General features: G+C 49.7%; 23 protein-coding genes. 10 read left to right on the forward strand and 13 right to left on the reverse strand.

All coding sequences use genetic code 11. The features are described 5' to 3' along the window. Positions 1-229 precede the first annotated feature (229 nt). The 4 genes from MRY86_RS19505 to MRY86_RS19520 form a co-directional block, all read right to left on the reverse strand. Positions 230-577, reverse strand: a complete 348-nt coding sequence (locus MRY86_RS19505; protein ID WP_293569399.1) for an NHLP leader peptide family RiPP precursor — start codon at positions 575-577, stop codon at positions 230-232. Between the two features lie 129 nt (positions 578-706). Next, positions 707-1,024, reverse strand: a complete 318-nt coding sequence (locus tag MRY86_RS19510; protein ID WP_293569401.1) for an NHLP leader peptide family RiPP precursor — start codon at positions 1,022-1,024, stop codon at positions 707-709. A 122-nt stretch (positions 1,025-1,146) separates the two neighbouring features. Continuing rightward, positions 1,147-1,830 carry a helix-turn-helix transcriptional regulator gene (locus MRY86_RS19515; protein WP_293569403.1) on the reverse strand — a complete coding sequence of 228 codons (684 nt, stop codon included), beginning with the start codon at positions 1,828-1,830 and terminating at the stop codon, positions 1,147-1,149. Between the two features lie 142 nt (positions 1,831-1,972). Continuing rightward, positions 1,973-2,386, reverse strand: a complete 414-nt coding sequence (locus tag MRY86_RS19520; RefSeq protein ID WP_293569405.1) for a hypothetical protein — start codon at positions 2,384-2,386, stop codon at positions 1,973-1,975. An 809-nt stretch (positions 2,387-3,195) separates the two neighbouring features. Between MRY86_RS19520 and MRY86_RS19525 the strand changes: the two genes are divergently transcribed. Next, a complete protein-coding gene (locus tag MRY86_RS19525; protein WP_293569407.1) occupies positions 3,196-4,731 on the forward strand; it encodes a hypothetical protein in 1,536 nt (511 codons plus the stop codon). Positions 4,732-4,764: 33 nt separating this feature from the next. Here the strand turns inward: MRY86_RS19525 and MRY86_RS19530 are convergent, their stop codons facing one another. From MRY86_RS19530 to trxA, 9 genes are all read right to left on the reverse strand, one after another. Beyond that, positions 4,765-6,936: an adenylate/guanylate cyclase domain-containing protein gene (locus MRY86_RS19530; RefSeq protein ID WP_293569409.1), complete on the reverse strand. Its 2,172-nt coding sequence runs from the start codon at positions 6,934-6,936 to the stop codon at positions 4,765-4,767. Further along, positions 6,933-8,039, reverse strand: a complete 1,107-nt coding sequence (locus MRY86_RS19535; RefSeq protein WP_293569411.1) for a hypothetical protein — start codon at positions 8,037-8,039, stop codon at positions 6,933-6,935. Before MRY86_RS19535 ends, MRY86_RS19530 begins: the two co-directional genes overlap by 4 nt. Before the next feature lie 4 nt (positions 8,040-8,043). Next, positions 8,044-10,953: an NHLP bacteriocin export ABC transporter permease/ATPase subunit gene (locus tag MRY86_RS19540; RefSeq protein WP_293571832.1), complete on the reverse strand. Its 2,910-nt coding sequence runs from the start codon at positions 10,951-10,953 to the stop codon at positions 8,044-8,046. A gap of 9 nt (positions 10,954-10,962) precedes the next feature. Beyond that, on the reverse strand, positions 10,963-13,167 hold the full coding sequence (locus tag MRY86_RS19545; protein ID WP_293570195.1) for an NHLP family bacteriocin export ABC transporter peptidase/permease/ATPase subunit: 2,205 nt from the start codon (positions 13,165-13,167) through the stop codon (positions 10,963-10,965). A gap of 27 nt (positions 13,168-13,194) precedes the next feature. Then, positions 13,195-14,463 (reverse strand): NHLP bacteriocin system secretion protein, encoded by a 1,269-nt coding sequence (locus tag MRY86_RS19550; RefSeq protein WP_293570197.1) that lies wholly within the window; start codon positions 14,461-14,463, stop codon positions 13,195-13,197. 50 nt (positions 14,464-14,513) lie between these two features. Further along, positions 14,514-16,085 (reverse strand): TolC family protein, encoded by a 1,572-nt coding sequence (locus MRY86_RS19555; RefSeq protein ID WP_293570198.1) that lies wholly within the window; start codon positions 16,083-16,085, stop codon positions 14,514-14,516. 14 nt (positions 16,086-16,099) lie between these two features. After that, entirely contained in the window at positions 16,100-16,624 is a 525-nt protein-coding gene (locus MRY86_RS19560) for a cyclic nucleotide-binding domain-containing protein (protein ID WP_293570199.1), read from the reverse strand. A 568-nt stretch (positions 16,625-17,192) separates the two neighbouring features. After that, a complete protein-coding gene (locus MRY86_RS19565; protein WP_293570200.1) occupies positions 17,193-17,336 on the reverse strand; it encodes a hypothetical protein in 144 nt (47 codons plus the stop codon). A gap of 226 nt (positions 17,337-17,562) precedes the next feature. Continuing rightward, complete coding sequence (gene trxA, locus MRY86_RS19570) at positions 17,563-18,336, reverse strand: thioredoxin (RefSeq protein ID WP_293570202.1); 774 nt, start codon at positions 18,334-18,336, stop codon at positions 17,563-17,565. Positions 18,337-18,464: 128 nt separating this feature from the next. On the opposite strand from trxA, the gene MRY86_RS19575 reads away from it, so the two are divergent. The 9 genes from MRY86_RS19575 (at position 18,465) to paaC (ending at position 25,979) form a co-directional block, all read left to right on the forward strand. Beyond that, the gene (locus tag MRY86_RS19575; RefSeq protein WP_293570204.1) at positions 18,465-19,076 is read left to right on the forward strand and encodes a hypothetical protein; all 612 of its coding nucleotides are present in this window, start codon (positions 18,465-18,467) and stop codon (positions 19,074-19,076) included. A gap of 31 nt (positions 19,077-19,107) precedes the next feature. Next, the gene (truA, locus tag MRY86_RS19580; RefSeq protein ID WP_293570206.1) at positions 19,108-19,863 is read left to right on the forward strand and encodes a tRNA pseudouridine(38-40) synthase TruA; all 756 of its coding nucleotides are present in this window, start codon (positions 19,108-19,110) and stop codon (positions 19,861-19,863) included. A gap of 26 nt (positions 19,864-19,889) precedes the next feature. Further along, positions 19,890-20,471, forward strand: coding sequence for a hypothetical protein (locus MRY86_RS19585; RefSeq protein ID WP_293570208.1), 582 nt, complete (start codon positions 19,890-19,892; stop codon positions 20,469-20,471). Between the two features lie 435 nt (positions 20,472-20,906). Continuing rightward, positions 20,907-22,310, forward strand: a complete 1,404-nt coding sequence (locus tag MRY86_RS19590; RefSeq protein WP_293570210.1) for a M28 family peptidase — start codon at positions 20,907-20,909, stop codon at positions 22,308-22,310. Between the two features lie 89 nt (positions 22,311-22,399). Beyond that, complete coding sequence (gene hpt / locus MRY86_RS19595; protein ID WP_293570212.1) at positions 22,400-22,939, forward strand: hypoxanthine phosphoribosyltransferase; 540 nt, start codon at positions 22,400-22,402, stop codon at positions 22,937-22,939. 2 nt (positions 22,940-22,941) lie between these two features. Next, positions 22,942-23,739: an inositol monophosphatase family protein gene (locus tag MRY86_RS19600; protein WP_293570214.1), complete on the forward strand. Its 798-nt coding sequence runs from the start codon at positions 22,942-22,944 to the stop codon at positions 23,737-23,739. 137 nt (positions 23,740-23,876) lie between these two features. Then, positions 23,877-24,848: a 1,2-phenylacetyl-CoA epoxidase subunit PaaA gene (paaA, locus tag MRY86_RS19605; protein WP_293570216.1), complete on the forward strand. Its 972-nt coding sequence runs from the start codon at positions 23,877-23,879 to the stop codon at positions 24,846-24,848. 3 nt (positions 24,849-24,851) lie between these two features. After that, positions 24,852-25,142 carry a 1,2-phenylacetyl-CoA epoxidase subunit PaaB gene (gene paaB / locus MRY86_RS19610; protein WP_293570218.1) on the forward strand — a complete coding sequence of 97 codons (291 nt, stop codon included), beginning with the start codon at positions 24,852-24,854 and terminating at the stop codon, positions 25,140-25,142. Positions 25,143-25,217: 75 nt separating this feature from the next. Next, the gene (gene paaC / locus MRY86_RS19615) at positions 25,218-25,979 is read left to right on the forward strand and encodes a 1,2-phenylacetyl-CoA epoxidase subunit PaaC (protein ID WP_293570220.1); all 762 of its coding nucleotides are present in this window, start codon (positions 25,218-25,220) and stop codon (positions 25,977-25,979) included. Positions 25,980-25,983 lie beyond the last annotated feature (4 nt).

The following is a 25,983-nucleotide window of genomic DNA, read 5'->3' on the forward strand; positions in this document are numbered from 1 at the left end:
AGTATCTCGTCGGCAACTTGTTCTAGCTCGCTCGGGGTGGGGGTTGGCTTCTTCATACTTTAAAGATAGCTAACTTGTGCAATTTGTTATACACACACAAGTAGGGGATATCTTATATTTAAGGTAAATTACTGCGATATAGTTATGCTTGAGTCAGCATTTGTCTATGGTTTAGCCTTGAAAAATAGGAAAATCCCGAATCCTGGCTTGTAGGACCATTGCAAAGGTGCTACGACAAGTGATCTTTGATTAGATTTGCTGCTAAATAAATACAGCATCCTAACAAAATTGAAGCGCCTAGGTCTCCACCTACAATCATTTCTAACTGCTCTTCTGTTAGCTCCATGTCAGAAGTAGGCTGTCTAGGAATGTTGATGTAGTTGTAGGAGTTGTCTGTCTGGTCATTGACTACAATCCGATAACCATCCGGAAGATTTAGCTTCTTACCTGTAAAAGACTCCAACGCTTCTTGGGGGCTTGCCACTAATCTTTGCTTAAACGCCTCATCGTCCCAGCATTTTTTGATTATTGACTCCAAAAACAGCTTGCCTTCCTGTTGTTTGTTACTTAATTTCATTTTCAATTGATTTAAAATACTGATTAAAGAATAGTTTTACCTAATAAGATTGTATAATCGTATACTGCAAATATATCCTACACACGCTCGAAAAAATGCCAAAAAACTTTCATTTAGCAACTTTTGTAACTAAGGGCGGATGCATGTAGCAAACCGCTGCAATTCATCAGGCATTAAAGAAATTATAGCTCCCCCCACAATCCCCTCCAGCTGCTCATCCGAAAGCTCCATCTCTCCCATATCAGGCATAACCGGTAGGTTCAAATACACCTTGGAAGCATCTGTCTGATCATAAACCTCCAGGGTCTTTCCCTCCGGTAGCACAATCCGCGCCCCAGTCAGGCGCTCAATTTCCTCCACGGGGCTTTGGATCAGCCGCTTTCGGAACTCTGGATCCTTCCAAGCTTTTTGCAGTACCTCGTACAGTACTTTCTGTTCACTTTTCATGGCTTGGTTATTTGTGCTTTGTTTCATTCGTTGATGTAAAATTAAGGGCTGGCGAACTGATGAAAATGCCTAAAAAACGGTCAAAAATACTTTTCTGTAAAACCGTGAAAATAAATCCTCACTCAACTCAGCAGCTCCTTCGGCATCACACCAAATTCCTTCTTAAAAAGCCGCGAAAAATAGTAAGGGTCGCGTATGCCAACCGCCTGAGCAATTTCGTTTACGGTCTTATAAGCATAGTTTTTCAGCAGCGTTCTGGCTTTATAAAGCCTCAGATTGCGGATGTAGCGGTTGGGCGTTAGGCCGGTATGCTTCTCCACGATGCGGAAGAGCTGCCGCTGACTGACGGCTAACTCCTCTGCCAGCCAAGAGACGCTCAGGAAGGAAGCATCAAGGTGGTCTAAAATGGTGGCTTCCAGATCCATGAGCCATTCCAGGTCGGCCTGGGCCACGGGGTTGGCGGACTGGCTGTCATCCCCGGACAGGAATTCCTGCCGTTTAGAAAGGGCCTCCGCATCAAATTGAAAGAGCTCGGGATATTTAAATTTATCCTGTACTTCCACTTTGATCAGCTTTTGACGCTCAATCTCCAAGATATTTTGGATCAACATCTCTAGCTGTTCGCTGCTTTCCAGCATAATGGTGGAAACCCGGTTGGTCTCAGCGTCTTTTTGCTGTGTACGGGTTTGTATATACCGTGTTAGCCGAACGATTTCATCAAGAGGTTTCTGGATATGGCTGGCAATCTGAGAAAGCACAGCTTCAGACTCCCAGTTAATATTTGTATTAGCAATCGCTTGATTCATGGCACTTTGTGTTTTGACAATGAGCTTGCCCGGCGGCAGATTACCACTGGCAAGGGCAAAAAATGGCCAGAGGAGCCGTATGCAGATTGTTAACCTACACTACCTCTCCATACCTGAAGAACGCCACCTTGCTAAATAAAAATTACAGATTGATGCGGACAGAGACGAGGCTCTCGGTCAGCGTTACTTTGTAGTTACCTTTAGGTAAATGAATGGGCCTGCCCATGAACTCCGGACTGGCATTATAATCCTCTTCCAGCTGGAAGTACCCGCTGCCGAAGTGCTTTCGGAAAGCATACGGGCTCAAAGAGCTGCGGGGGAAGGAAAGCTCAAAGTAATCGTTTTCCTTAAGGCTGGCTAATCCGTAGAGCCGGTTCTCTGCCTTACTGGTATCGTAGCCCAGAAAGTTATTGGTGCAGGCGTTTTCCATTTTGCAGATACCCAGGTTCTTACACTCTGCGGTTGGTCGCCCCAGGACTACCTCAGCAAAGGTTTGCTGAACAACTGGCTCCGTTTGCACCGGGCGAGCTTTGAATTTAGACGTTTTAACAGTCATTTTTGAATCGTTTTAATCTTATCTAATTTTTAAAATTCAGCTTTTAAAGCTCAAATGATTCATCAATAATTATATTATCAGATTTTATTTTTGGTAAAGAATCATTTTTTGGAAAAATAATTTTTGAAACAAATATTGGTGTTTCCTGTGTCAAGATTAAAAGGGTGTACATAGCGGTTAGTTTAGGTTAATTTATGTATTTAAGCATAGTCAATTCAAAAAGTACAAGCACGATCTAATGGTACCCTGTATGGGATCCGTTATTAGATGTAAAACGAGGCATTATTCTTAAATATGTGTATGCAGGCCCTTGTGTAATACTTGAAACGCGTGAATACTGTGCATATTTAAGCGTTGATTTGGCTGTGCAGGGAGCGGTATACATGCTTGCCGACTAAACCGCTATTTGACCAAGGGCTATCTTTGCGGTTGGCTTCTAAGACGAAGCATGCTTAGATGTACTTTACAACTTATATAACAAATATATAATCGATTTACAGGCAACACAATGACAGAATCAGCAAGATCGTCAGATCAAAATTAACACCCCATAGCCGTTTATTCACTTCAACACACTGACAACCAAACACTTAATCAATAAAAATCCTAAATACTATCACTTAATAAATATTTATATATAAAAAAACAACCTAAATACTTATCTTTGATATAAACAAGCTTTCGCAACTTTTTATTTTTAAAACAAATCTCAACTAGCAAAAAAATTACGAATTAAACAGCTCTCTTGATTTTTCATTTGATGTCAGTCAAGCCCGTCCCGATTGAAACCGCATAAAGCTCTATCTAGTATGGAAGAACTACGTGAATTAGTCTATATCCTTACCCAAACCGCTGCTCAGGATGCCAGCCTCACTACAACCTATTTTGGAGGCAACGGCTCCAAAATGCAGCAACTATTCGATACTATTCAGAAAGGGGAAGTAGCGAGTGACCTGGAAGCAACTGAGCTGATTTACGGCGAGCAGCGGGTAAGTAATAAGTATCGCAACCTTAAATACGAATTAAAAAAAAGACTGGTTGATGCTTTGCTCCTGGTCAAGTCAGGTGGTGGGAAAGACCGGAACGAAGCTTACTATCAGTGTTGGAAGGAATGGGCGGCCTGTCAGATCCTCATCGAGCGGTCAGCCCGGACCTCCGCTAAAGCGATTGCCCAGCGGTTGCTGCGCAAAGCTATTCAGCATGATTTCCTCAGCCTTATCGTCAATATCGCTCTTTTCCTGCGCAACCACTATGCCCTCCGAGAAAAAAACCGGGAAAGATTTGAGTATTACGATGAACTCTACAAGCGCTACCGGCAGGAAGAAGCTTACAATAACCTGGCCCATAAATACTACATGAAGCTTGTACTTGACCACGCTCAGGATAGCGTAATCGCAAACCCCCAAATAGAGGCGGATGCCCGGAAGTACCTCGAAGAACTCACCCCTCTGAAGGAAAAGGCTACGAATGTCAAATTCTACTACTACCTATATCAGGTGCAGCTACTGGGAAAAATGGGGGTGTTTAATTATCAGGAAGCCAAGGGCATCTGTGCAGAAGCTATAGCCTACCTTGATCAGAGCAACTTTGAATTTAAAGGAGGCGCCCTAAACTTCCTGCTAAATAAACTGGTATGCCATATACAACTGGGAGAGTTTGAAGAAGGAAAAAAAACAGCCATCACCTGTAGTGAATTAGTGGAAGAGGGAACCTTCAACTGGTTTAAAACGCAGGAGTACCTTTTCCTTCTTTCCGCACATACTAAAAACTATCAGAGTGCCTACGATAGTTACTATGAAGTGGTCAATCACCCGCGGTATGATGCCTACGCTATCCTGCACGAAACCTGGTCGTTGTACAAAATGCACCTGCACTTCCTGTACCTGCTGGGCAAATTTGAACTAGCTCCCGGCGACCGGTCTTTCTCTAAGGTGCGGCTCGGAAAATTCCTGAACGAAATCCCCTCTTTTGCTAAAGACAAACAGGGCATGAATATTCCGGTCCTGATCATACAGATGGCTTTCCTAATCTTGCAACACAAATACGACCCTGCTGTCGAACGCATAGACGCGCTCAACAAATACTGCGACCGCTACCTGAAGAGCAACGACCCAAACTTCCGTTGCAACTGCTTCATAAAAATGCTGCTGGAAATCCCTAAATCTGCCTTTCATCGAAACGGAGCGGAGCGCAGAGCGCAAAAATACCTGAAGCGCATGAAAACAACTGCTATCAACTTCAGCAATCAGGCCCATGAGCTTGAAATTTTGCCCTTTGAAGATTTTTGGCACCTTATTTTGCAAACTTTAGATAATAAATTCCACAAGGTTAGGCGCTTGTCGTAAACCTATACGGATCTGCAATAAAGGCGCCATCATCTATTTTTTGGTAAATTGCCAGGTACCGTCCCATCCACTTTGGGGCGGGCAGGCCTTAAATTCGGAACAGCGCTCCAAAAATAACTGTGAAGGGCGGTCGTGCTCATCAAATAACAGTGCCTTCTTAAAGGCCAGCTCGGCAGACCGGAAGTTCTTTTGACGGTAAAGCTGTAGCCCTTCTGCGTAAAAGTCAAGTAGCCGCCGCCCGTCATCACAGGGCTGCTCACCGGGCAGACTGGCCAGGGTATAGATGGTTACCGGTTCGTCTTTGCCCTTAGCCTTGATGCAATCCAGCTCACGCCAATGGTAAGCACCGCTTAATTGGTGATAAGTATCCTCACAAACCAGAATATGCACGCCGTAGAACTTAGTCAGCCCTTCCAGCCGGGAGGCCAGGTTAACGGCATCGCCAATTACGGTGTATTCAAACCTTTTGGTAGAGCCAATGTTTCCGGCAATCACATCGCCGGTAGCAATGCCAATACCCATACCCAACTGATATTTGAGGTGCGTGATATCGCCCACGCGGTGCAAATTCCGGATCATGCTGACCCCAGCCTGCAGGGCATTATCTGCGTCGCGCTCAGTATTGTACGGAATGCCAAAGGTCGCCATAATGGCATCACCAATGAGTTTGTCGAGCACACCGTTATGCTCGAATACGTAGTCGACCATAACATCAAAGTAGCGGTTCAGGAAGTTGACCACTTCAATGGCCTCCAGCTTTTCGGTAAGCGAAGTGAAGTTGCGAAGGTCGCTAAACAGGATACTGCACCGGGTGTATTCACCATTGAAAAGCGATAAATCGTCGTTGTTGATGATCTCATTGATGACGTGCTGCGGCAAATAGCGGTTGAGGTTCTCTTTGACCCGCTCTTCTGAAGTAATATCCCGGATAACGTTAATGACCCCTATACTTTCTCCCTCAGGGTTCTTCATCGGCAGAGCATTAAAATTCAGTACCAGTTTTTTGTTGTAAAGGTTGGTACTTTCAATGTTCAGCTTTTCGAATTTCTCGCCCGATCGCATAGTGTAGTCGGTATAGCCCAGAAAATCATAGTATTTAGCCGCTAAATCGTGGTAGTCCTGCCCGATAAGCTCTTCTGCACGGACACCCAGAATATCGCAGCACCGCTTGTTGACGGTCTTAACCCGGCCGTCCTTTTCAATCGTCAGTATGCCGTTGTCCAGATTTTCGAACAGAATATCCAGGTAATTCTTAATGGTGCTGATTTCCTCGAACAATGTAGAGTTCTGAATAGCAACACTAATCTGAGAGGCAAATCCATTAAGGATAAACAAATCCTGTGTCGTAAAAGCCCCCTCTTTCTTGTTGATCGACTGAATCACACCGATGACTTCACGGTTGGCGTTGAAGACAGGGATGCTGATAATGGATTGGGTCCGGTAGCCCATTTTACGGTCTACTGACTGATCAAAATTGGGGTTGCGATAGGGATCATTTTCGATAAGCGGTTGCCGGGATTTAGCCACACTGTAAGCCAGCCCCTTATTCGTTTTGATGATTTGAGTCCCCAATCCTTCTCCAAATTTGGTCCAGAGCACGTCTTCTTCCTGATCGAGCAGGAAGAAACTGCTGCGGTCAGAACGTGTGATTTCAGAAGCCTTGGTAATGATCATTTTAATCAAGCTACTGAGGTCTAGCTTGGAGTTGATAGAAGAGGACACCCGGAGCAGGGTAGCAATGTCATTCTTAATGGCTTCTGCAGAAGCGTAAAGCTGTGCGTTTTTAATGGCGAGTGCCACCGCATCAGAAAAGCTCTGCAGAATCGTAACGTCCCTCTGATTGAAACCGCCTTGTTTCTTATTCAGGGACTGAATCACCCCAATGATCTCCTGTGCTTCATTTCGAATGGGTACACAAACCACTTTTTGTGTTGTGTATCCGGTTATCTCATCGAAATAAGCATTGAAGTATTGGTTTTGCGATACATCGTTGACCACCTCGGGCTGCCCCTTTCGGGCGCAACGCCCCGCGATGCCACTGCTCAAAGGCATTGTAATCAGGTTGTCCTCAATTCCCTGAGAGACCAGGCTGTTTAGGGTGTGGTCCGTATCATTAATCAGAAAAACCGTGCTGCGCTCGGCATCCACTGCCAAAGTGATATTGCTTAGGATGGTATTGATTTCGTAAAGCATTTCCGTTCTCATAGCTCAAGGGATTGTTGAAGTTCATAGAATGTCTGCAGCAACCGTTCTTTCCCGCTGGGTGCAGACATTTCCAGCAAACTGTGATGGCAAAGCGCCAGTAACTGACAATGCTTATCGGCCCCTTCCTGGGACTGTACCTTATGGTCGAAGGCTTCCACTTGCAGGGCTGCATCACGAAGAATAGCCTGCAGCGCCTCACGGGCAGGACGATCTAAAGGGGGCTCCCCCAGGTAGTTGTTCAGCCTGCCAGCCTCCCTTAGCCGGGGGTAATCCTTCAATCCGATAAACCGCAGAAACCATTCAGCCCGAAAATGCGGCTGTACGGCTTTAATACCGGCGTAGTCGGCAATAAGCTCGTCATACATATTGATGTGCATGCTTCCAAAGCGCCGAAGGGTAAAGTAATGAGCGCCCTCGTGAGCCAGTCGTATTTGAAGCGATTGTTCCAGCCAGTTTTCGGCCTCAAGCCCAAGAACTGTTGCCGGAACATTACTATAGGGAATGCGGCTCAGCACAATTACGCTGTCCTGAAACAAATCCTTATGCTCTGACAGGTTAGAATAACCACCCAGCGCCTGCAGCTTTCGCACCCGGCTCCAGTTGTTGAGCCCCTTAATCAGCGCTGCTCCCATAGAAGCTGGTACAGGCCGGGGCTCATTGCAATAGCAGAGTGCTCGAATGATAGCCTCAAAATCCACTCGTTCTTCTGCAACCAGTACAGGGATACGTCCGGCGGGAGAGGCATAGAGGAATAGCTTTAGCCTGTCCGGTGCCTTCAGGGCCAACCCATGGGCTTCCGGCATTCGCAGGGTGGAGGCGCCCCGGCGTGTTGCCCGCCGATAACTGTCCGAATTACTTATACCTTCAGCTATTGGAAACCGGAACTGCACCCAATGCCTGCACAGAGTAGGGTACACACCGGATTCTTTTGCCTCCATCAGATAGCCTTCCCAGGTTTCCACGAGGGCCGCGTCTTCAAGCGACTGTTTCGGGGCTTCAACTGTCTGCACAAAGGAGGGCAATAAATAGTCGTGAAGCGCCCGAAGCGTGTCTTCCTCCTGAGTATATGCCCTCAGTCGCTGATGAGTCATGCTTACGGTCATAGGACTATGCTATTTGTCGCTTAGCCAAAGTAGAGAACAGCCCATCTTTCGCCATAAGCTCATTGTAGGTGCCAGATTCAACGATACGGCCCTGGTCCATTACGAAGATGCGGTCCGCATTGACAATTGTGCTCAGGCGGTGGGCAATGACAATTCGCGTAGCCTGCAAGCGGTCAAGGCTCTCGGACACGATACGCTGCGTGCGGTTATCAAGCGCACTCGTCGCTTCGTCCATATACAGGATACGAGGCTTATGCACAATCGCCCGGGCAATCATCAGCCGCTGCCGCTGACCTCCGGAAAAGGTGCTGCCGCCTTCACTGATAACGGTATGCATACCCATAGGCATTTGCTCGATATCTTCTTCCAAACCGGCCATGGCAGCAGCGGATTCTGCGTCTTCCAAAGTAAGTTCAGAGCTACCGACAATATTCTGATAAATACTGCCGGGCATTAGTGAGCCATGCTGCAATACCACACCCAACTGACGGCGTACTTGTTCTTTGTTAAGCGAGTCAAAGGCCTGCCCGTCGTAGTAGATGGAGCCGGCTTCGGGCTCCTCAAAACCAAGCAGCAGACGCATCACGGTAGATTTACCTGAGCCCGAAGGCCCTACAAAAGCTACCATCTCACCGGGGTTGATCTTAAAGGAAACATCCTTCAGGATCAAGGGCTGATCCTCATGATAGCGGAAGTTGACGCCATTGAACTCCAGCTCGCCGGACAGCTCGCCCGGATCCGCATTATCGACTGCCGACTCCGGCTCTTCTTCCAGGATGGGCCTCAGGCGCTCATAGAGTGGGATGATGTTCAGGGAGGATATCAGCCCCATGCACATGCTCAGACAGTCATTCAGGAATTGGTTGAAGGCCGTTACGAAGGCCATAAATACGCCAACTGAAATCAATCCCGTTGCCTCAGTCGCATTGTTCAAAGTGTAAAAGATAAAACTGAAGAAGAAGATGTTGGTCAGTAGCGGATAGGAACCTTTGAAGACCTCCACGAAGTTCTGATAGTTGCCCGAGCGGAAGCCCAAATTTTTAAGCTGGCTAAACTGATCCGCCCACAGGGAAAAGACCCGGCGCTCCGAACCGCTTACCCGCACTTTACTGATGCCGTTGAGGAATTCAAAAAGAAACCCCTGAATATTGCCCTGCACGTCTGATAGCTGCCGGTCGTACCGCAGTTTCATAAAGCCGAGGCTGCCGATGATCAATACCGCCAATACGGCTAATCCTACCCCTACCCACGCTAAGCTGCTGTCATAGTAAAATAGCAGAAACAGATTGACGATAGAGAAGGTACCGCTCAGGACTGCTGTAAGGACCGTTTTGGAAAGCATCTGCCGGATGGTATTAATACCCAGTGCCCGCATGGTCAGGTCGCCTGCCGAATAGCGCCGGAAAAAGGTCACTGGCAGCCGCATCAGGTGGTCCATTAGACCGGCTTGTACCGTAATATTAGATTTGGTCTCCACCCGCAACAGCAGAATACCTTTGGTTAGCTCCAGCAAGGTCTTCACCACGGCAATAACCAGCATGATGGCAAAGACTTCCCAGAGAAAACTCCGGTCCGCCTGCGGGATCACATCGTCGAAGAGTACGCCGGACAATACAGGCGTAAGCAGGCCGATCAAACTGCCAGCCAGAGCTGCGAGAATGATAAACACACTATCCTTATGCAAACCCCGAATGGCAAATTGCCCGATCTTTTTGATGGACGACATGCGCTCCTGAAAGGAGTAGAAAAACATATAAGCGGTGGGATCCAGGGTATGTGCTACAGCTTCCGTCACCTCAGTATGCGTCTGATCGGATGGATTCTGAAGGAGATAACCACCAGTCGGTTTTTGGATCAGAGCCACCGGCTGCTTGCCTTCGTGGGTAAATGCTAGTAAGTGGCCGTTTTCCTGTGCCCACCATTTACCTCTGAGAATGACCTTGCGGGTACGGGCGTTGGAAGCTTTCGCAATGGCAGCCAGCTGACCGGTCAGGTTATTTTCATAATCACTCAGATATTTGGGCTGAGTGAACGTGAATTGAGAGACCTTTCCGATTAGCTGGCAGGCGCCCAATAGCGTATTCTGACTGTCAATATCACCGAAAACAATCTCCTCTTCATCAGGAGAGACGATATTCTTCAATGCCTTGAGCCCCCGCTCTATGGAATGGCTGTCTGCATTAGCCCTTGCCATTAAGCGTTCTGAAGCTGCGTCATTAAGCTCAGCAAAGCGGTTTTTCAGCTCCCGCAGAAAATAAGCCTGCAAATGGTGGATGGACAACATCAGGCTAATTTCATCTTCCACCAGCGCCCGGGTATCCATTAACTCCACAGCAGACTTTGGCTTAACTGCCTTGATCCAAAGCTCTCGGGAAACAGGCAGCAAATACCGGGCATCTGCTTCGGTGGAAAGGCGATCTTGTGTATTGCCAAAATAGCAGACCTCACCTGCTGTGAGCCTGGCCCAAAGCAGGCCTTTACCGGGAAAAGCAACCCTCTTCTGTTCCAGCCCTACGGGCTCCGTTGCCCCGGTCAAATCCTGGTATACCCTGGGGCTGTTCTCGTGGTGGATATAATTGGCAAAAGCTGTGACCCAGCAGTCTATTTTTTGGGTGAGCTGCCCTTTGTGGAGCCGCCCGATAACAGATTTATGGACCTCGATCAATTTACAGCCCGACCCCACCACTGCGAGCGTGAAGGGGTCAAAACCACCATCTGTCCGGAAGCCAAAGAGCAGGTCGCCCTTTTGAGCCGTGTATAAATGATGCCGGCTGCTTGTCAGGTTCCCTTCTTCGTCCCGGGTCAGGTAATACACTTCAACTTCTCCGGACGCGATCATCCAGCAATAGTCAGGCTTATCGAGAATAAAAGGCTTGCTGGCGCCCAATATGACTTCGGTAGGTTTAAACTTCATGACGATATACTATTTGGAGTTGATCAATTCGGCATACAGGCCATCCCGGGCAATAAGCTCCTCGTGGGTGCCGCGTTCAACTATTTTTCCGAATTTCATGACAATGATCTCGTCGCAGTCGCGAATCGTACTCAGCCGGTGCGCTACGATCAGGCAGGTACAGCCCCGCCGTTTGATATTGTCCATGATGATTTTCTCTGACTTTGGGTCCAGCGCACTTGTTGCCTCATCCATGACCAACAGGGAGGGGTTTAGCACCAGGGCCCGGGCAATTTCCAGGCGCTGCCGCTGCCCACCGCTGAAGTTGGTGCCTTTTTCCGAGACCTCACTGTCGTAGCCGTTCTTGCGGGAGGCGATCACTTCGTGGATCATTGCATCCTTAGCGGCCTGAATGATATCCCGCTCCGGGATGGTGTCGTCCCAGAAAGCAATGTTCTCCTTGATCGTGCCTTTGAACATGGAGATGTCCTGGTCAATAACAGCAAGGGAAGTATTCATGACGGACCTCGGAATATTATACCTGGGTTTGCCATCAAAGAGCAATTCGCCTTCCCAGGGGTCATACAACCCGGCAACCAGCCTGGCCACAGTAGACTTCCCACTGCCTGAGCCGCCCACCAACGCGACCCGGCTGCCGGGCTCCAGCTTAAGGCTAAAATCTTCAATCAAAGCTGGCATAGCGTGGGTGTAGCCGAATTTGATATCCTTGAGCTCCAACGCACCGGTCAGCTTTCTCATGGTCGTGTTATCCTCCTCGGGTTTGTCCTGCCGGCTGAATTCCTCAGCTACTTCATAGTCCAGGACATCATCAATCCGGTTCATATCCCCCTCCGTTTCCTGAAGGGTAGACCCTACTGCTACCAAATGGTTAACAGGGCGGATGAAGCTATTCATGAGGTAAAGAAAAGCCACCAGCATACCCAGGGTCATATTGCCATCCATGACCCGAAGTGCGCCCACACCCATAATTACAGCAGTATTCAGGGCCATCAGAAAAGGTGGGATGATATTGAGCCGCAGCGACAGCCAGCCCAGTTCTTGCTGTGCGTTCATCACCTTAGCCAGGTGCCCTGACCAGGTAGTGAAAAAGTCGCCCTCCCGACCGCTGGCTTTCAGCGTCTCTATCATGCTAATGCCTGACATCGTGCTTCCCATCAGCTTGCCACTTTCATTAACCAGGCGGCGGTTGCTGTCCTTACGGGCACGGGAAACGAGCTGTAGGCAAACTACGTTCACCGCGGCAATGACGATACCTATAGTGGTCAGGAGAACATCATAGCTAAACATAAGCAAAGCGTAGAAAACAACTACGATGACATTCAGCGCAGCATTAGCGAGGTCGCCACTCAGCAGACGCGCTACTTTATCATTTAGGGTGACTCGGTTGCCCACTTCTCCGGCAGAACGCTGCGTGAAGAATGCGATGGGCAAGTGCATAATATGCCACAAAAACTTACTGGACGTAGCAAGCGCCAGCTTCGTCTCCAGACGGAGTAAGTAGTACTGCTGGATAAAAATGAGCAGGGCATTGACGCCAAATACCGTTCCCATAGCCAATAGCAGCGGCATGACGAAGTTGGACCGCCCATTTACCAGAAACTGGTCAATAAACATCTGCGTGAAGGAAGGAATAATCAATCCCGGAATCACTAAAAACAAGCTGGCGAGCACGATGAAGACCAGGCTCATCTGTGAATTGGAGATCCGGCTGCGCAGCGCGGTAGTCAGCCCCTCTTTTTCGTTCGCTTTTTCAAAGCCCTCACCTGGCCGGAGATCAATCGCCACCCCGGTGTAGGATTCATCAAATTCCTCGTAGGAAACCTGATACCGCCCCTGCGCAGGGTCACTCAAATAAACCTTATCTTTCCCAAACCCTTCCAGTACAAGGAAGTGGTTGAAGTTCCAGAAAATGATAAGCGGCATTTCTGCCTCCTTGAGCTTATCAATGGATTTAGCAAATCCCTTTGCCTTCATATTATAGGACCGTGCCGCTTTCATAATATTAGTGGCCTTAAGCCCGTCCCGGGATACGCCACAGGCGACGCGCAGCTTTTCCAAAGGCACTTTACGGCCGTAGTAGCCCATTATGATGGCAAGGGCGGCTGCACCACACTCCACGGCTTCCATCTGCAAGATGGTAGGTGTTTTGACCCGCTTGCTGACGGCTGGCTTTTGCTGCTTTTTGCTTTTCTTCTTATCTATAGTAGGAAACATCACATTCAAGTTTTAGATGGGAGAGGATCAATACAGGTCAAAAAACTTCTTGAAGGCCGGGACCACCATGGCGATGGGCGGTTGTTCCTGTACTGTAATCTTCCCATTGCAAGAAGTGCCGGCGTTGACGGTGATGTCGGGCCCGTTGGCAGAAGTCCAGGCATAGCCACTGTAGGCATCCGGGTTCTGTTCAAACTCCACGTAGACTTCGAAAGGTGCGCCCATTCGCAGCAGGCTATTGACCAGCTGATCATTTTTCATGCTCGTCATCATCCCCTGCTGGGTAACCGGAAAGGCAGATACGTAGGTCACTTTGGCTTTCATGTAGCCATGCTCCTGTGGTTTGACAGTAGCAGGTGCCACAAGAGCTTCCATCCCCACCTTGATCTTCTTACCATCTTGAGAAGGGACATACAGCAAGCCACGGATTTTACCATTTTCGGCTACTGCCATGTCGTTCTTCAGTTTGAAAAGTGGGGTGCCCATGCCTACTACCACGCCTTTGCTGGAGAGTACTTCCACTACTTGTCCGTCGTGAGGGCTGGTAATGGTGGATTTGATCTCATATTGCTCCCGCAACTGCTCCAGGCGGATTTCGTCCTGGGCGATACGCTGCCGCAACACGGTCACGCGCTGTTCCTGGCTGAAGTCGGCATTGAGCGCCTGGGAGGAAAGCTGCACCAACTGGGCGCGCAGGCTTTCAATTTGATTCTGCGCATTCTCCAGCTTTTGCTCACTGGCAACAACCTGTGGGCGGGTAATCAGCCCTTTTTCAAGCAGGCCTTCCTCGGTCTTGAGCTGCTGCTGTAAAAAGACAATATTCTTTTTAGTTGATTCTATCTGCTGTTCCAGGCTCAGGCGTTTTTGCTCAAGCAGATCATTCTGTAACTGTGCATCCTTGTTGCCAAAGGTCAGCAATTGCTTAAGCTCATACTGCCGCTCATTCAGGGCGGCCTCGGCTACATCGATTTGCTGAAGAAGCTCAGGCTGATCGATAGTCGCGACGACGTCGCCCCTTTCAATTTGATCGCCCGCTTCCACTTTAAGATCAACTAACTGCCCCTGAGCAGTGGAGACGACGTCGTACACTTCGCCACCCAGCAGTATACCAGCGGTGTTGACCTTCGTCTTGACACGTCCAAAGCAACCCCAGGTTACCGCAGTAACTAAGGCAATAGCAATCGTCATCAGGGCAATCCATGCCCGGGTACTGGTGACCTGAATGAGCTGGTCTAATTTCTCAGGTGTGGAGAGCTTCTCCAATGCTGACTTACGAAAAAAACTAGGCGCTGCCATAATTTATGTATTTTTATATTATTTTTTCTTATTAATTGTTCTGTCTATGACTATCGTCTGGGCAGGCTATAGAAAATAGTGGGGTCTACAGCCTGACCATTTGTACTAATTTCATTGCCCGTAAACAGGGTACCGGTTTCAAACCGGAGGTTACCGATCGCTATAGCATACTGTTGCTGCGCCTGAATGAACTCCAGTTGCGCAAAGGTCAGGCGCTCCTGCAGGAGAATGAGGTTGAGCAGGGTAGTGAGCCCGTTCTGGAATTTGAACTGCTCATTTTCGAAGACCTCTTCGTAGTATTTCAGCGACTGATTGGCTTTCTTTACCGCTTCCACGCTGTTCAGGTAGTTATTATAGGCAATACTGACATTTAGCTCAATGTTTCGAATCTGATCCTGGTAAAAGGTCTCGATGTCTGCCATTTCCAGCTGGGTTCGGAGCATAGCTGCTTCGGCCTGATTGTTGTTGAGCGGGAACGTGTAGTTTAACCCTACCCCTACCTGATAATTACGGCCTTCATCGTTGGCTAAAGCCCGCACAAACCGGTCAAGCCCATTACCCATTGCTGCTCCGCCGTAGTTAGCAAAGGCATTGGCGTTGAGCTGCGGGCGCAGGTTGTTTTGTGCTACCTCCAGCTGCGTACTTTGCTGTTCGAGCTGTTTGCTAAGGGCACGCAGGTCAGCCCGGTTGGCCCTTGCAATCTCCAGCAGCTCATTCAGGGTAGGTGGAGCCTCTGTGGTGTCTAATGCCGGGAATATGCTCAGTGGCGGGCTGATTTGAGTGCTGGCTTCGGTTTCCAGCCCCAGGCTCCTGCCCAAATTCTGCTGAGCGTTATAGAGAGATTGCCCTGCGATGATGGTTTGCCGCTCTTTATCGATCAGGTCAGCCTGCACCTGAGTCAAATCACCGGTAGGCTTTTTATCAGCTGCCACGAGCTCTCTGGTCATTTGTAATACAGACCGTACCCGGGCCTCATTAGCCTGGTACACTTCATAAGATTCGCTGGCACCACGGTACTGCCAATAGGCACTAAGGGTTCTAAGCAGCTGCTGCGAAGTGACAAAGACGGCGTTGCCCTGCTGCCTTTCCCAACCAAGCTCGGCCAGCGTTTCGCCTGCTGTAACGATATCCTGTCCCCGGCCTCTAAGCAGTGGATGAGAAATGGAAAGAGAGGTGCCTGTGCTGTTATCTGCAAAAAATGCCCCCACTTCTTCGTTGAAGGCTGTGAATGGATAGCTGTCGGCCACCCGTTGGTAATTTAGCCCAATACTGGCCATGGTACCACTCCGGAAAGTACGCTGAAGCTGAGCGGAAAGCAGTAAGTCATTGGTATTAATCTCATTACCAGCAATGGAACGCCTTGGGTCGGCATTAAGCAAATTGTATCCGCCCCGGCTCAGGCTTAGATCTGAAGCCAGGTGATAATCGAATTGGCTGCGTGCCGTCTGCCGGGCAGCCTCTGCAATTCCTGTTTGTATTTGTTGACGCTTAACGGTTGGGCTCTTAGCCAGGGTGAGCTGATATAAATTCAGTAAATCACCATTAATTTCCTGCCCTTGAGCCAATAGCGTCCCGGTTCCCAGGCATACCATGCCCAGGATGCGTAAAGATTTAAGCAACATAAGAAATTATATTTTTAGCTTTCTGCGAATTTACTGAGCATGCGGCTGAAGCGGCTGCCCGCTTTGCCTACCTGATTGAGTACGTTCATATTGATTTCGTCCGCGTCGTCTTCTGGCGCACCGTAGCCCAGGCGGCTGGTGGTTTTCCGGAGGCGGTCCGAGAGGAACAGCGCGATGGAGTAATAGAAGCGGGCCGCAAAGCGGGTATTGGCTTCCATGTATTGTTTGACCCTTTCCAGTGAAATCGCATAGACACTGACGGCTTCGTTAGCGACTACAGATACGGAGGGGGGGCGCTCATCCAGGAAAGACATTTCCCCAATGATCTCACCGGAGGCAATCTGAGCAACCTCGACCTCAGGCTGTTCCTCATTAAATATGCGGAGACTGCCCGATAGTACGATGTAGATTTCTTCGATAGGCTCGCCTTGGCGGACCAAATAATCACCAGTAGTGAGTTGGCGCTGATGGCCCTGCTCGATCATCCACTCGATATCGGAGTCGCTAAGGTGACCTAGTACAAATAATACTCTTTTCATAATCCTACTTTTTAGCTGCTTTTAGCTTCGTGATATGCAAGGGTAAAAAAAGAAGGTTGCGCTATTCTGTCTCAGCAATAGCACAACCTTCCAGGCAGGAACAATCCTCTTTAGTATCTCCGGGCTATTATGGTATCTTTTCTATGGCCCGATTAATCAGGCGCCCCATACCTATGGATATTTACGCTTGCTATTTTTATAAGTACACTGTAAAAGTAGGAGGTTACGTACTGGCAAATTTGCCCGATTCACTGAAATCTCATTTTGCTCCTCTTAACAGAGCAAACCATAAGGACTTGGCAAAAAAACAGAGCCCTTCGCTGGCATGAAGGGCTCTATCTAAAACCGATAACACTAAATTTTTTTCAGCACGCTGATGGTGCCTGAAAAAAGTAATATGTAGTTTGACGGAAATAAACGATACGATTTTTTAGGATTCGCTAATATTTTCACACAACCTCCCTTTAGTCAGTTGTTTAGAAAATTTTAGCGAATCAAAATTCCATCATTTATTTTTTCTCCGTCACTATGAAAAACTTATGGCTCAATAAAAAGCTGGTGTGGGAAGTCAGTCTGACTGACGTTCCGAAACCTTCGCATTCAGCACGCCAAAGTACAGCAACATCAATGCGGCTAAAACAGCCAGCCACCATTGCCCGGCAACGAATGCCAGTACTGCAATAGCGCCCATTAAGTAGGATTGTGCTGCCATGTAGCCTGTTGTTTTATTAAGCAATACAAATGTAAAGGTCGGTTTATGGCCGTCGAATGACTTTTGTCAGCAAAGCCTTGTTTTTTAATTGATCTATCTCGCCCATTACCAAAAACAAAAACCCATGCCAACAAGTCAGCATGGGCCCCTTTCAGAATGAAAGTAAGCAGTCTTTAGCCTATCAAAAAGCCAAATTCGATCACTAAATCTGCTGTTTCTTTCGACACTAATACAGCACCATATCAAATTGCCGACGGTAGGTTTTCGTGAGCGGATGGTCGTTGCCCCAGGCGTGAAAGCAGGCGATGGCTGCCCGGCGCGGCAAGTCTTTGGCATAGGACTTGTCTTTGCCAGCTGCTTCGATAATGGCTTTGATGCCATTTTCCCAGTCCCGCTGCTTTAATGCAGCCTGGGCTTTAGCGATAGCCTGGCCAGAGGCAGAGCCATCCGTTTCGTGTTTCATCAATTCTGCGATGGTCCGGACCGCTTCGGCCTGTTCTGAAGAAGGGTCCCCTACCTTGATGGGCTGCAGCAAAGATTCCGCCCGGTCTGGCGCACTAACGGCCAGCGCCATCGCCAATGCGAGACGGGCATCCTTCATGTCCGGGTACTGCGCTACAAAGGCCTCCAGCTCAGAAAGATCGCCATCGCCGTCCAGGCGCTCCAGGATGAGGTCCAGGGTTTCCTTTCTGCCATCCGGCAAGTTGTTCGCCAGCCAGTTTTCGATCTGCGTACGGGGCAGGGCACCGGCAAATTCGGCAATCACCCGCCCTTTGTGGAACATCTTGACGTTGGGGATACTTCGAATCTGATACTCTGCTGCCAGAGCTTGCTCTTCTTCGGTATTGACCTTCACCAATGCCCAACGGTCGGATTGTTCTTCGGCCAGTGCTTCAATAGTTGGGCCCAACACCCGGCACGGACCGCACCAGGAGGCCCAAAAATCCACCACTACAGGCATTTTATGGCTTTTCTCAATGACTTCGGCTTGAAAATTCATACTGTGACTTGATTGATAAGTAAAGGATTCGATCGGTCAATAGGGGTATACCTTTTAAAAATACATCATCAAAGCGGGATATGTTCAGGGCGGATACCGCCGGACTTTTATGATTAAAACCAACCTTTATGAAATACCCGATCTTATTCAGTCTTTGCTTTATGGCTACCACCATGCTTTCCGCACAGCACGAAGCCTTATTTGATGATATATCTTCGTTTGGCGCGTTTGGTGGCCCTATTCTTGAGTTCAGCTCCATCAACGGGCAGCTCGTAGCCGATGTAGGCGGTGGCGGTGCCCTGATCCTGGACGAGTTCTTTATCGGCGGCTACGGCATGGGCACCGATTACCCGGAGGTCATCTTTGAAACAGAAATTGATGGGGAGCTGACCGAAATTGACGCCGATATCGACTTCGGCCACGGAGGCCTTTGGTTTGGCTATGTGCGGGATATCGAACGGAAAATGCACCTTTACTCCAGTCTGAAAGTAGGCTGGGGCCGGGCCGACCTGGAACACGATATAGCTGACCTGCCATCAGACCGCCTCTTTGTCCTTACGCCTGAGATTGGCATAGAACTGAACATGACCAAGTTCTTCCGCGTCGGACTAACCGGCGGCTACCGGATTGTAAATGGCGTCAGCCGTCTGCCAGGATTGGATAATCAGGATTTTAGCAGCCCAACGGTTGGGATTACCTTCCGGTTTGGCGGGTTTGGCAGTTACTGGGATTGGGATTAAATTGTAGCTTTGCGCCAAGCACAGCTATTCCATGAGGTACTTTGCAGAACTCGGCTACAACGGCACCAATTACGTAGGCTGGCAGTCCCAGCCGGGGCAGCGCAGTGTACAGGGCACTATTGAGGAGGCACTGAGCACCATTCTCAATACACCCATTGAAGTAGTGGGCTGCGGGCGCACGGATGCAGGCGTTCATGCCAAACAATACTTTCTGCACTTTGATTTTGAGGGCGGCTTCCCTCAGGGCTTCGACCGGCGGATCAACAAATTCCTGCCCCCGGATATCGCCATTTACCGGTTTATTGAAGTAGCACCGGATGCGCATGCACGCTTCGATGCAACTCACCGGGCCTATGAATACCATGTGGACTTCCGCAAGAATCCTTTTGGGAAAGATACCCGGTACTTCTTCCCCTTTGCTGCGCAACTGGACGAAGCGCTGTTGCAGGAAGCCGCGCGATTGCTACCGGAGTACCAGGAGTTCTACCCATTTTGCAAGTCGAACACCGATGTAAAGACGATGCGCTGCGACCTGCGCCGGGCCGAGTGGATCATAGACCGGACAGCCCGTAGCATGGTCTTTCATATTGCTGCCGATCGTTTCCTAAGAGGTATGGTACGGCTTATCGTGGGCATGTGCCTGAATGTCGCACAGGGCAAGCTCGATTTGAAAGCGGTACGCACCGCGCTTGAGCAGCAAACCCGCCTGCCCAAAAGCCTTAGCGCCCCTCCGGATGGGCTCTACCTGACGGATATCCGTTACCCATTTATCAATTCTGCAACCTGATGGGCTGAAAAGCGTTCTCAAAGGATATGAAAAACCGTCAGACCTTCATCAGTATGAAATATGCCCCTTTGTTTGCTTTGGTCCTGCTTACCGCCTTGCTCCACACTTCCTGCGAAGAGCAGGTCGCCGCTGTAGCCAACCAACCTGATCCTTTCTTCGACCTTGAAGCTTACATCGAAGCGCAAATCTCCAGCCTCAACCAGAAACAGCCCAAAGTCCGCAAGACCATATTGGTGGAAGGCCAACGGGAAACCCAACAGTTTGACTCGCTCGATTACCGAACAGAACTGAAGACCTTTCTCAATTCCGATATCAATCGTAAAGCCTGGGTAGACAAATACAAAGCGGACAGCACTTTCGAGGGGAGTCAACTGAAGCAAGTCACCTATACGGCGACCGGAGCGGACCTTAAGACACGGCTGCTGCGCGTAAAATACGATCAGGGTGAGGTCTCGGATATTTACATTGAGAACCGTACCAACAGCATCGTCGCAGATGTCCGTCAGGATTTACATTTTCAGCCCGGCCAGGGGTACCGCCTGGTTACCACTCAGGAGACAGTGCTGTCTGAAGAGCAGGAAATTGAAGTGGAAGTGAAGTGGCAATAGAGCGGGGAAACGGTGCGGCAGGAACAAAAAAAAGAGGCAGCGCTACCACAGCACTACCTCAGCCCTAACCAAATAAAACCAAATTATAACTTCTATAACAAAGAAAAGCTTTAAGGTGCTTTTCTGTTTTTCTCTCTTTCGATAATACAAAGGTAAGTACTTTGTGTAAAAAATACAATAACAAAATTGTTAAAAAAGCAGGCCCGGGCTTGTGAAACTTAAAACAAAAGGTCTTTTCTAATCAAAATTGACTATATTAGAAAGGCACATATATAGGTTTCTAGATATTTTAATAAAAAAATAAGCGCCCTCCTGAAATTTAATTCCGATCATTAAATTCGTACCAAATATATTTCCGAACCTCGTTCTGTTTGATTTTCAGCTGCCTTGCCGAAGGATTTCCCGAAAAAAAATGAAAAAAATTATCTTTGGGTCATGAGATCTTTCAAAATCATGCTCAGCGTTCTGGTATTGTCCCTTTGCACAGTACCCTCGATACACGCACAGGATAATTCCACCAACGAAGATGCCTTCTTCATCCGGAAAATTTATGACCATACCCTAACCAACAGTCAGTGCTACGACTGGCTGCAATACCTTACCCGGCGCATTGGGGGGCGGCTGGCGGGCTCCCCGCAGGCGGCAGCAGCGGTAGAGTATACCCGTCAGATGCTGGACACCCTCGGGCTCGACAGCGTATGGCTGCAACCGGTCATGGTGCCGCACTGGGAGCGGGGCGAGCCGGAACGGGTGCGCATCGTCAACTCCATGAAGATGGGCAGTGTGGAACTGAATGCTTTGGCCCTGGGCAATTCAGTGGGTACGGGCCCAGCCGGCATTACGGCTGAGGTAGTGGAATTGCGCAGCCTTGATGAGGTAGATAGCCTCGGCGAACAGCTACGAGGAAAGATCGCCTTTTTCAACCAACCGATGGACCCCACCGAGCTGAATACTTTTGCTGCCTACGGCAAAGCTGCCGGACAGCGGGTCTATGGTGCATCCCGGGCGGCCCGTTATGGTGCGGTGGGGGCGTTGGTACGTTCCCTGACGACCCGCCTCGATGATATCCCCCATACCGGTTCTACGGCCTACGATGATCAGGCAGACCCCATCCCGGCTATTGCGATTAGCACTAATGATGCAGAACTGCTCAGCCGACTGCTGCGGGAAGAGCCCGTTCGCGTGTACATGCGCAACAACAGCCGCATGCTCGGCGAGGCCCTTTCCTATAATGTGATCGGTGAAATCCGCGGTTCGGAATACCCGGAGGAGATCATACTTGTGGGCGGGCACCTGGATTCCTGGGATGTAGGCACGGGCGCACACGACGATGGCGCCGGCTGCGTACATGCGATGGAGGTATTACGCCAAATCCGGCTCATGGGCTATCAGCCTAAACGGACCATCCGCTGCGTGCTTTTCATGAATGAAGAAAACGGCCTTCGCGGCGGGCGGGCCTACTGGAAATGGTCAGACGAGCAGAAAGAATATCATACCGCTGCCATTGAATCTGACCGGGGCGGCTTCACTCCACGCGGCTTTACTGCCGACGGGCACGATGAAGTGTTCACTAAAAAATTCAAGCGGGTCATCGAGTGGATCCCCATCCTCGCCCCGTACGGGCTCGACTTTGAGAAAGGAGGTTCCGGCGCCGACATTTCCGGCCTCAAGAGCCAAAAAGGGCTGCTCTTTGGCTTCAAGCCGGATTCACAGCGCTATTTCGATTACCACCACACCCCTATTGACGGGCCGGATGTGGTCAACAAAAGAGAGTTGGAGCTTGGTGCCGCCTCCATGATGAGCCTGGTCTACCTGATTGATCATTACGGGCTGGACTGATCCGGCAGGATGAAGTAGTGGCAGAGTTACAACCATTACTATATTTTTGCCATTACCTTTACGACAATTTTAGCAAAACGCCCCACTTCATGGCAGAACGCATACAACTGCACGACCTACACTTCAAACCCTACCTGAGCGAAGCCCAAATACAAGCCCGCATACGTGAACTCGGGCAGGAGATTACGTCGGACTATCAAGACAAGAAGCCGCTCTTCATTGGTATCCTGAACGGTGCCTTTATGTTTACCGCTGATCTGGCCAGAGCCTGCCATTTCGATGCTGACTTTGCCTTCGTGCGCCTGAAATCCTACGAGGGGACGAGTTCCTCCGGGGAAGTCATCACCATGATTGGCTTGAAAGCGCCAGTGGAAGGCCGACACCTTATCCTGGTGGAAGACATCATCGACACGGGGCGCACACTGCATAGGTTCCTGCCCCAGCTGCAGGCCCAAAAACCGGCTTCGGTGCGCATTGCCGCCCTGCTTTCCAAGCCTGAGGCACGGGTCAAACCCTTAGAAGCCGATTATACCGGGTTCGAAATCCCCAACAAATTCGTGGTGGGGTACGGGCTCGACTACAATGAACTCGGCCGCAACCTACCTGCCATTTATCAACTCGAAGACTAATCATGGACCTATCTAACATCTGCCGGCAAGCCGTACTACTTGCGGAGCAAACCGCCCGTTTCCTTCGCCAGGAACTAGGCAATGTCAGCACCAGCCAAATCGAAGAAAAAGCGCTCAACAGCCTGGTTTCCTACGTCGATAAAACTGCTGAAGCCCAGCTGGTGGAGGGCCTGCAAGCCATCACCCCCGGGTGTAGTTTTCTGACCGAAGAAGACACTGTGGAAAACACGGAGGGGGATTTACGATGGATTGTAGACCCGCTGGACGGCACTACCAATTTCCTTTTTCAGCTGCCGGTCTTCTCTATTAGCCTGGGGCTGGAAGTGGAAGGGGCACTTGTGCTCGGCATCGTTTATGAAGTCAACCAAAGTGAAGCATTCTATGCCTGGAAAGACGGCGGGGCCTACCTCAACGGGCGCTCTATCCGGGTGAGTCAGCGGCCAAGCCTGCCGGAGTCGCTTCTGGCTACCGGCTTCCCCTACTACGATTATGATCAGACACAAGCCTACCTGAAGGCTCTGGAGCACTTCATGCAGCACACCCGGGGCATCCGCCGGTTTGGCTCGGCTGCAGTCGACCTGGCTTATGTAGCCTGCGGCCGTTTCGATGGCTTTTTTGAATACAGCCTGCAGCCCTACGATGTAGCTGGCGGCGCCCTGATCGTACAGGAAGCCGGTGGGATAGTGACTGATTTCCAAGGCGGGAGCAACTGGTTGCATGGAGGAGAAATGCTCGCTTCCAATGCGCTTATTGCTACCGATTTCCTAAGCGTGGTAAGAACAGCTTTTAAGACTCAATAGGACTGATAGACAGAGGTTTACAGAAACCCATGCTTTATGCGAACAAAAACGAACAAACGTTCGTTTTTATAGTGCTAAGTTATTATATTTGCATATCGCAAAGGCTATTTTGCCGTCTGATATAACCTTGTGACGACATGACAGCGCCAACAGACTACGCACACCTCGAAGATCAATTCCAGGCACGTATTGATGCCGAAGAAAAAATAGAGCCTAAAGACTGGATGCCGGACAAGTATCGTAAGACGCTGATCCGGCAAATCTCACAGCACGCCCACTCCGAAATAGTCGGGATGCTGCCCGAAGGCAACTGGGTAACCCGCGCCCCTTCCCTGCGCCGAAAAGTTGCGCTTTTGGCGAAGGTACAGGATGAAGCGGGGCATGGCTTGTACCTCTACGGTGCTGCCGAGACCCTGGGTGCAGAGCGGGATGACCTCCTTGATGAGCTCCACTCCGGCAACGCCAAGTACAGCAGCATTTTCAACTACCCTACTCTAAGCTGGGCGGATATCGGTGCGATTGGCTGGCTGGTAGACGGTGCTGCCATTATGAATCAGGTGCCCCTATGCCGCTGTTCTTACGGGCCGTATGCCCGAGCAATGGTCCGGGTCTGCAAGGAAGAGAGTTTTCACCAACGTCAAGGTTATGAAATCATGCTGACCCTTGCCCGGGGCACTGAAGCGCAGAAAAAGATGGCACAAGATGCCCTTAACCGATGGTGGTGGCCTTCCTTGATGATGTTTGGCCCCAACGATGCGGAGTCTAAGCACACCGCTCAATCGATGGCTTGGAAAATCAAGCGCTTCACCAATGATGAACTCCGGCAGCGCTTTGTGGATATCACAGCGCCACAGGCAGAATTCCTCGGTTTGACAATACCGGATGAGCACTTGAAATACAATGAAGAAACGGGTCACTACGATTTCGGCCCCATCAACTGGGACGAATTCTGGCAGGTCGTCAGCGGTGAGGGCCCCTGCAACCGTCAACGCCTGAAAGCACGCCGCCGGGCCCACGAAGAAGGGCAATGGGTGCGCGATGCCGCTCTGGCACATGCTGAAAAACGCCGACAGCGCCAAGCTGCCAAAAACAATCAAAAAGTAGCCTAACCCATGAGCGAAAAGAAAAACTGGCCCCTGTGGGAAATCTTTATCCGCAGCAAAAATGGCCTAAACCATAAGCACGTAGGCAGCCTCCACGCTGCTGATGCTAAAATGGCGATTGAAAATGCCCGCGATGTTTATACCCGCCGCATGGAAGGTGTGAGTATTTGGGTGGTGGAATCCGAACATATCACGGCCTCAAGCCCTAACCAAAGCGAATCTCTATTCGACCCGGCCAATGATAAGGTGTACCGCCATCCAACCTTCTACAATCTTCCGGACGAAGTGAAACATATGTAAGTGCTTTGTCAGCCCGGAGCTCCTTCCGGGCTGCCTTTTCCTCCTTTCATTCTGTAAGCCTCAGAACGTTTGATCATGACATTAGCCGACGCCAAATACCAATACCTGCTCCGCATGGGCGATAATGCCCTCATCCTTGGCCACCGCCTTTCGGAATGGTGCGGACATGGTCCTATTCTCGAACAGGACATCGCAATGACCAACATCGCCCTTGATCAGGTGGGGCAGGCACGCAGCTTGTTGCAGTATGCCGCTCAGCTTGAGGGCAAAGGGCGTACGGAAGACGATTTGGCTTACAAGCGGGACGTCATGGAATACCGGAATGTGCTCCTGGTAGAACAGCCCAATGAAGACTTTGCCTACACCATCGTACGGCAGTTCCTATTTGATGCCTTTAACTTTCTCCTCCATAAAAGCCTCGTCAACAGCAATGACGAACACCTCAAAGCTATAGCTGAAAAGTCACTAAAGGAAATCACCTACCACCTTCGGTACAGCTCCGAGTGGGTGATCCGCCTGGGCGACGGCACAGCTGAGAGCCACCAAAAAATACAGACAGCTCTGGATGCTCTTTTCATCTACACCGGTGAGCTCCTCACCCCGGATGCCGTGGATCAGACGATCTTCGAGGCTGGAATTGGGCCGGACCTTACCGCGCTTCAGGCAGCCTATCAAGGCAAAATAGACGAAATCCTGCAGCAAGCCACCCTCCAAAAGCCGGAAGTCAAATACATGCAAAGCGGTGGCAAGGATGGCCGTATGCATACGGAATACCTGGGCTATATTTTGGCTGAGCTGCAATTCGTGCAGCGCGCCTACCCCAACATGGAATGGTAGAAAA

The sequence above is a fragment of the Phaeodactylibacter sp. genome (genome assembly GCF_022763345.1).
GTDB lineage: Bacteria > Bacteroidota > Bacteroidia > Chitinophagales > Saprospiraceae > Phaeodactylibacter.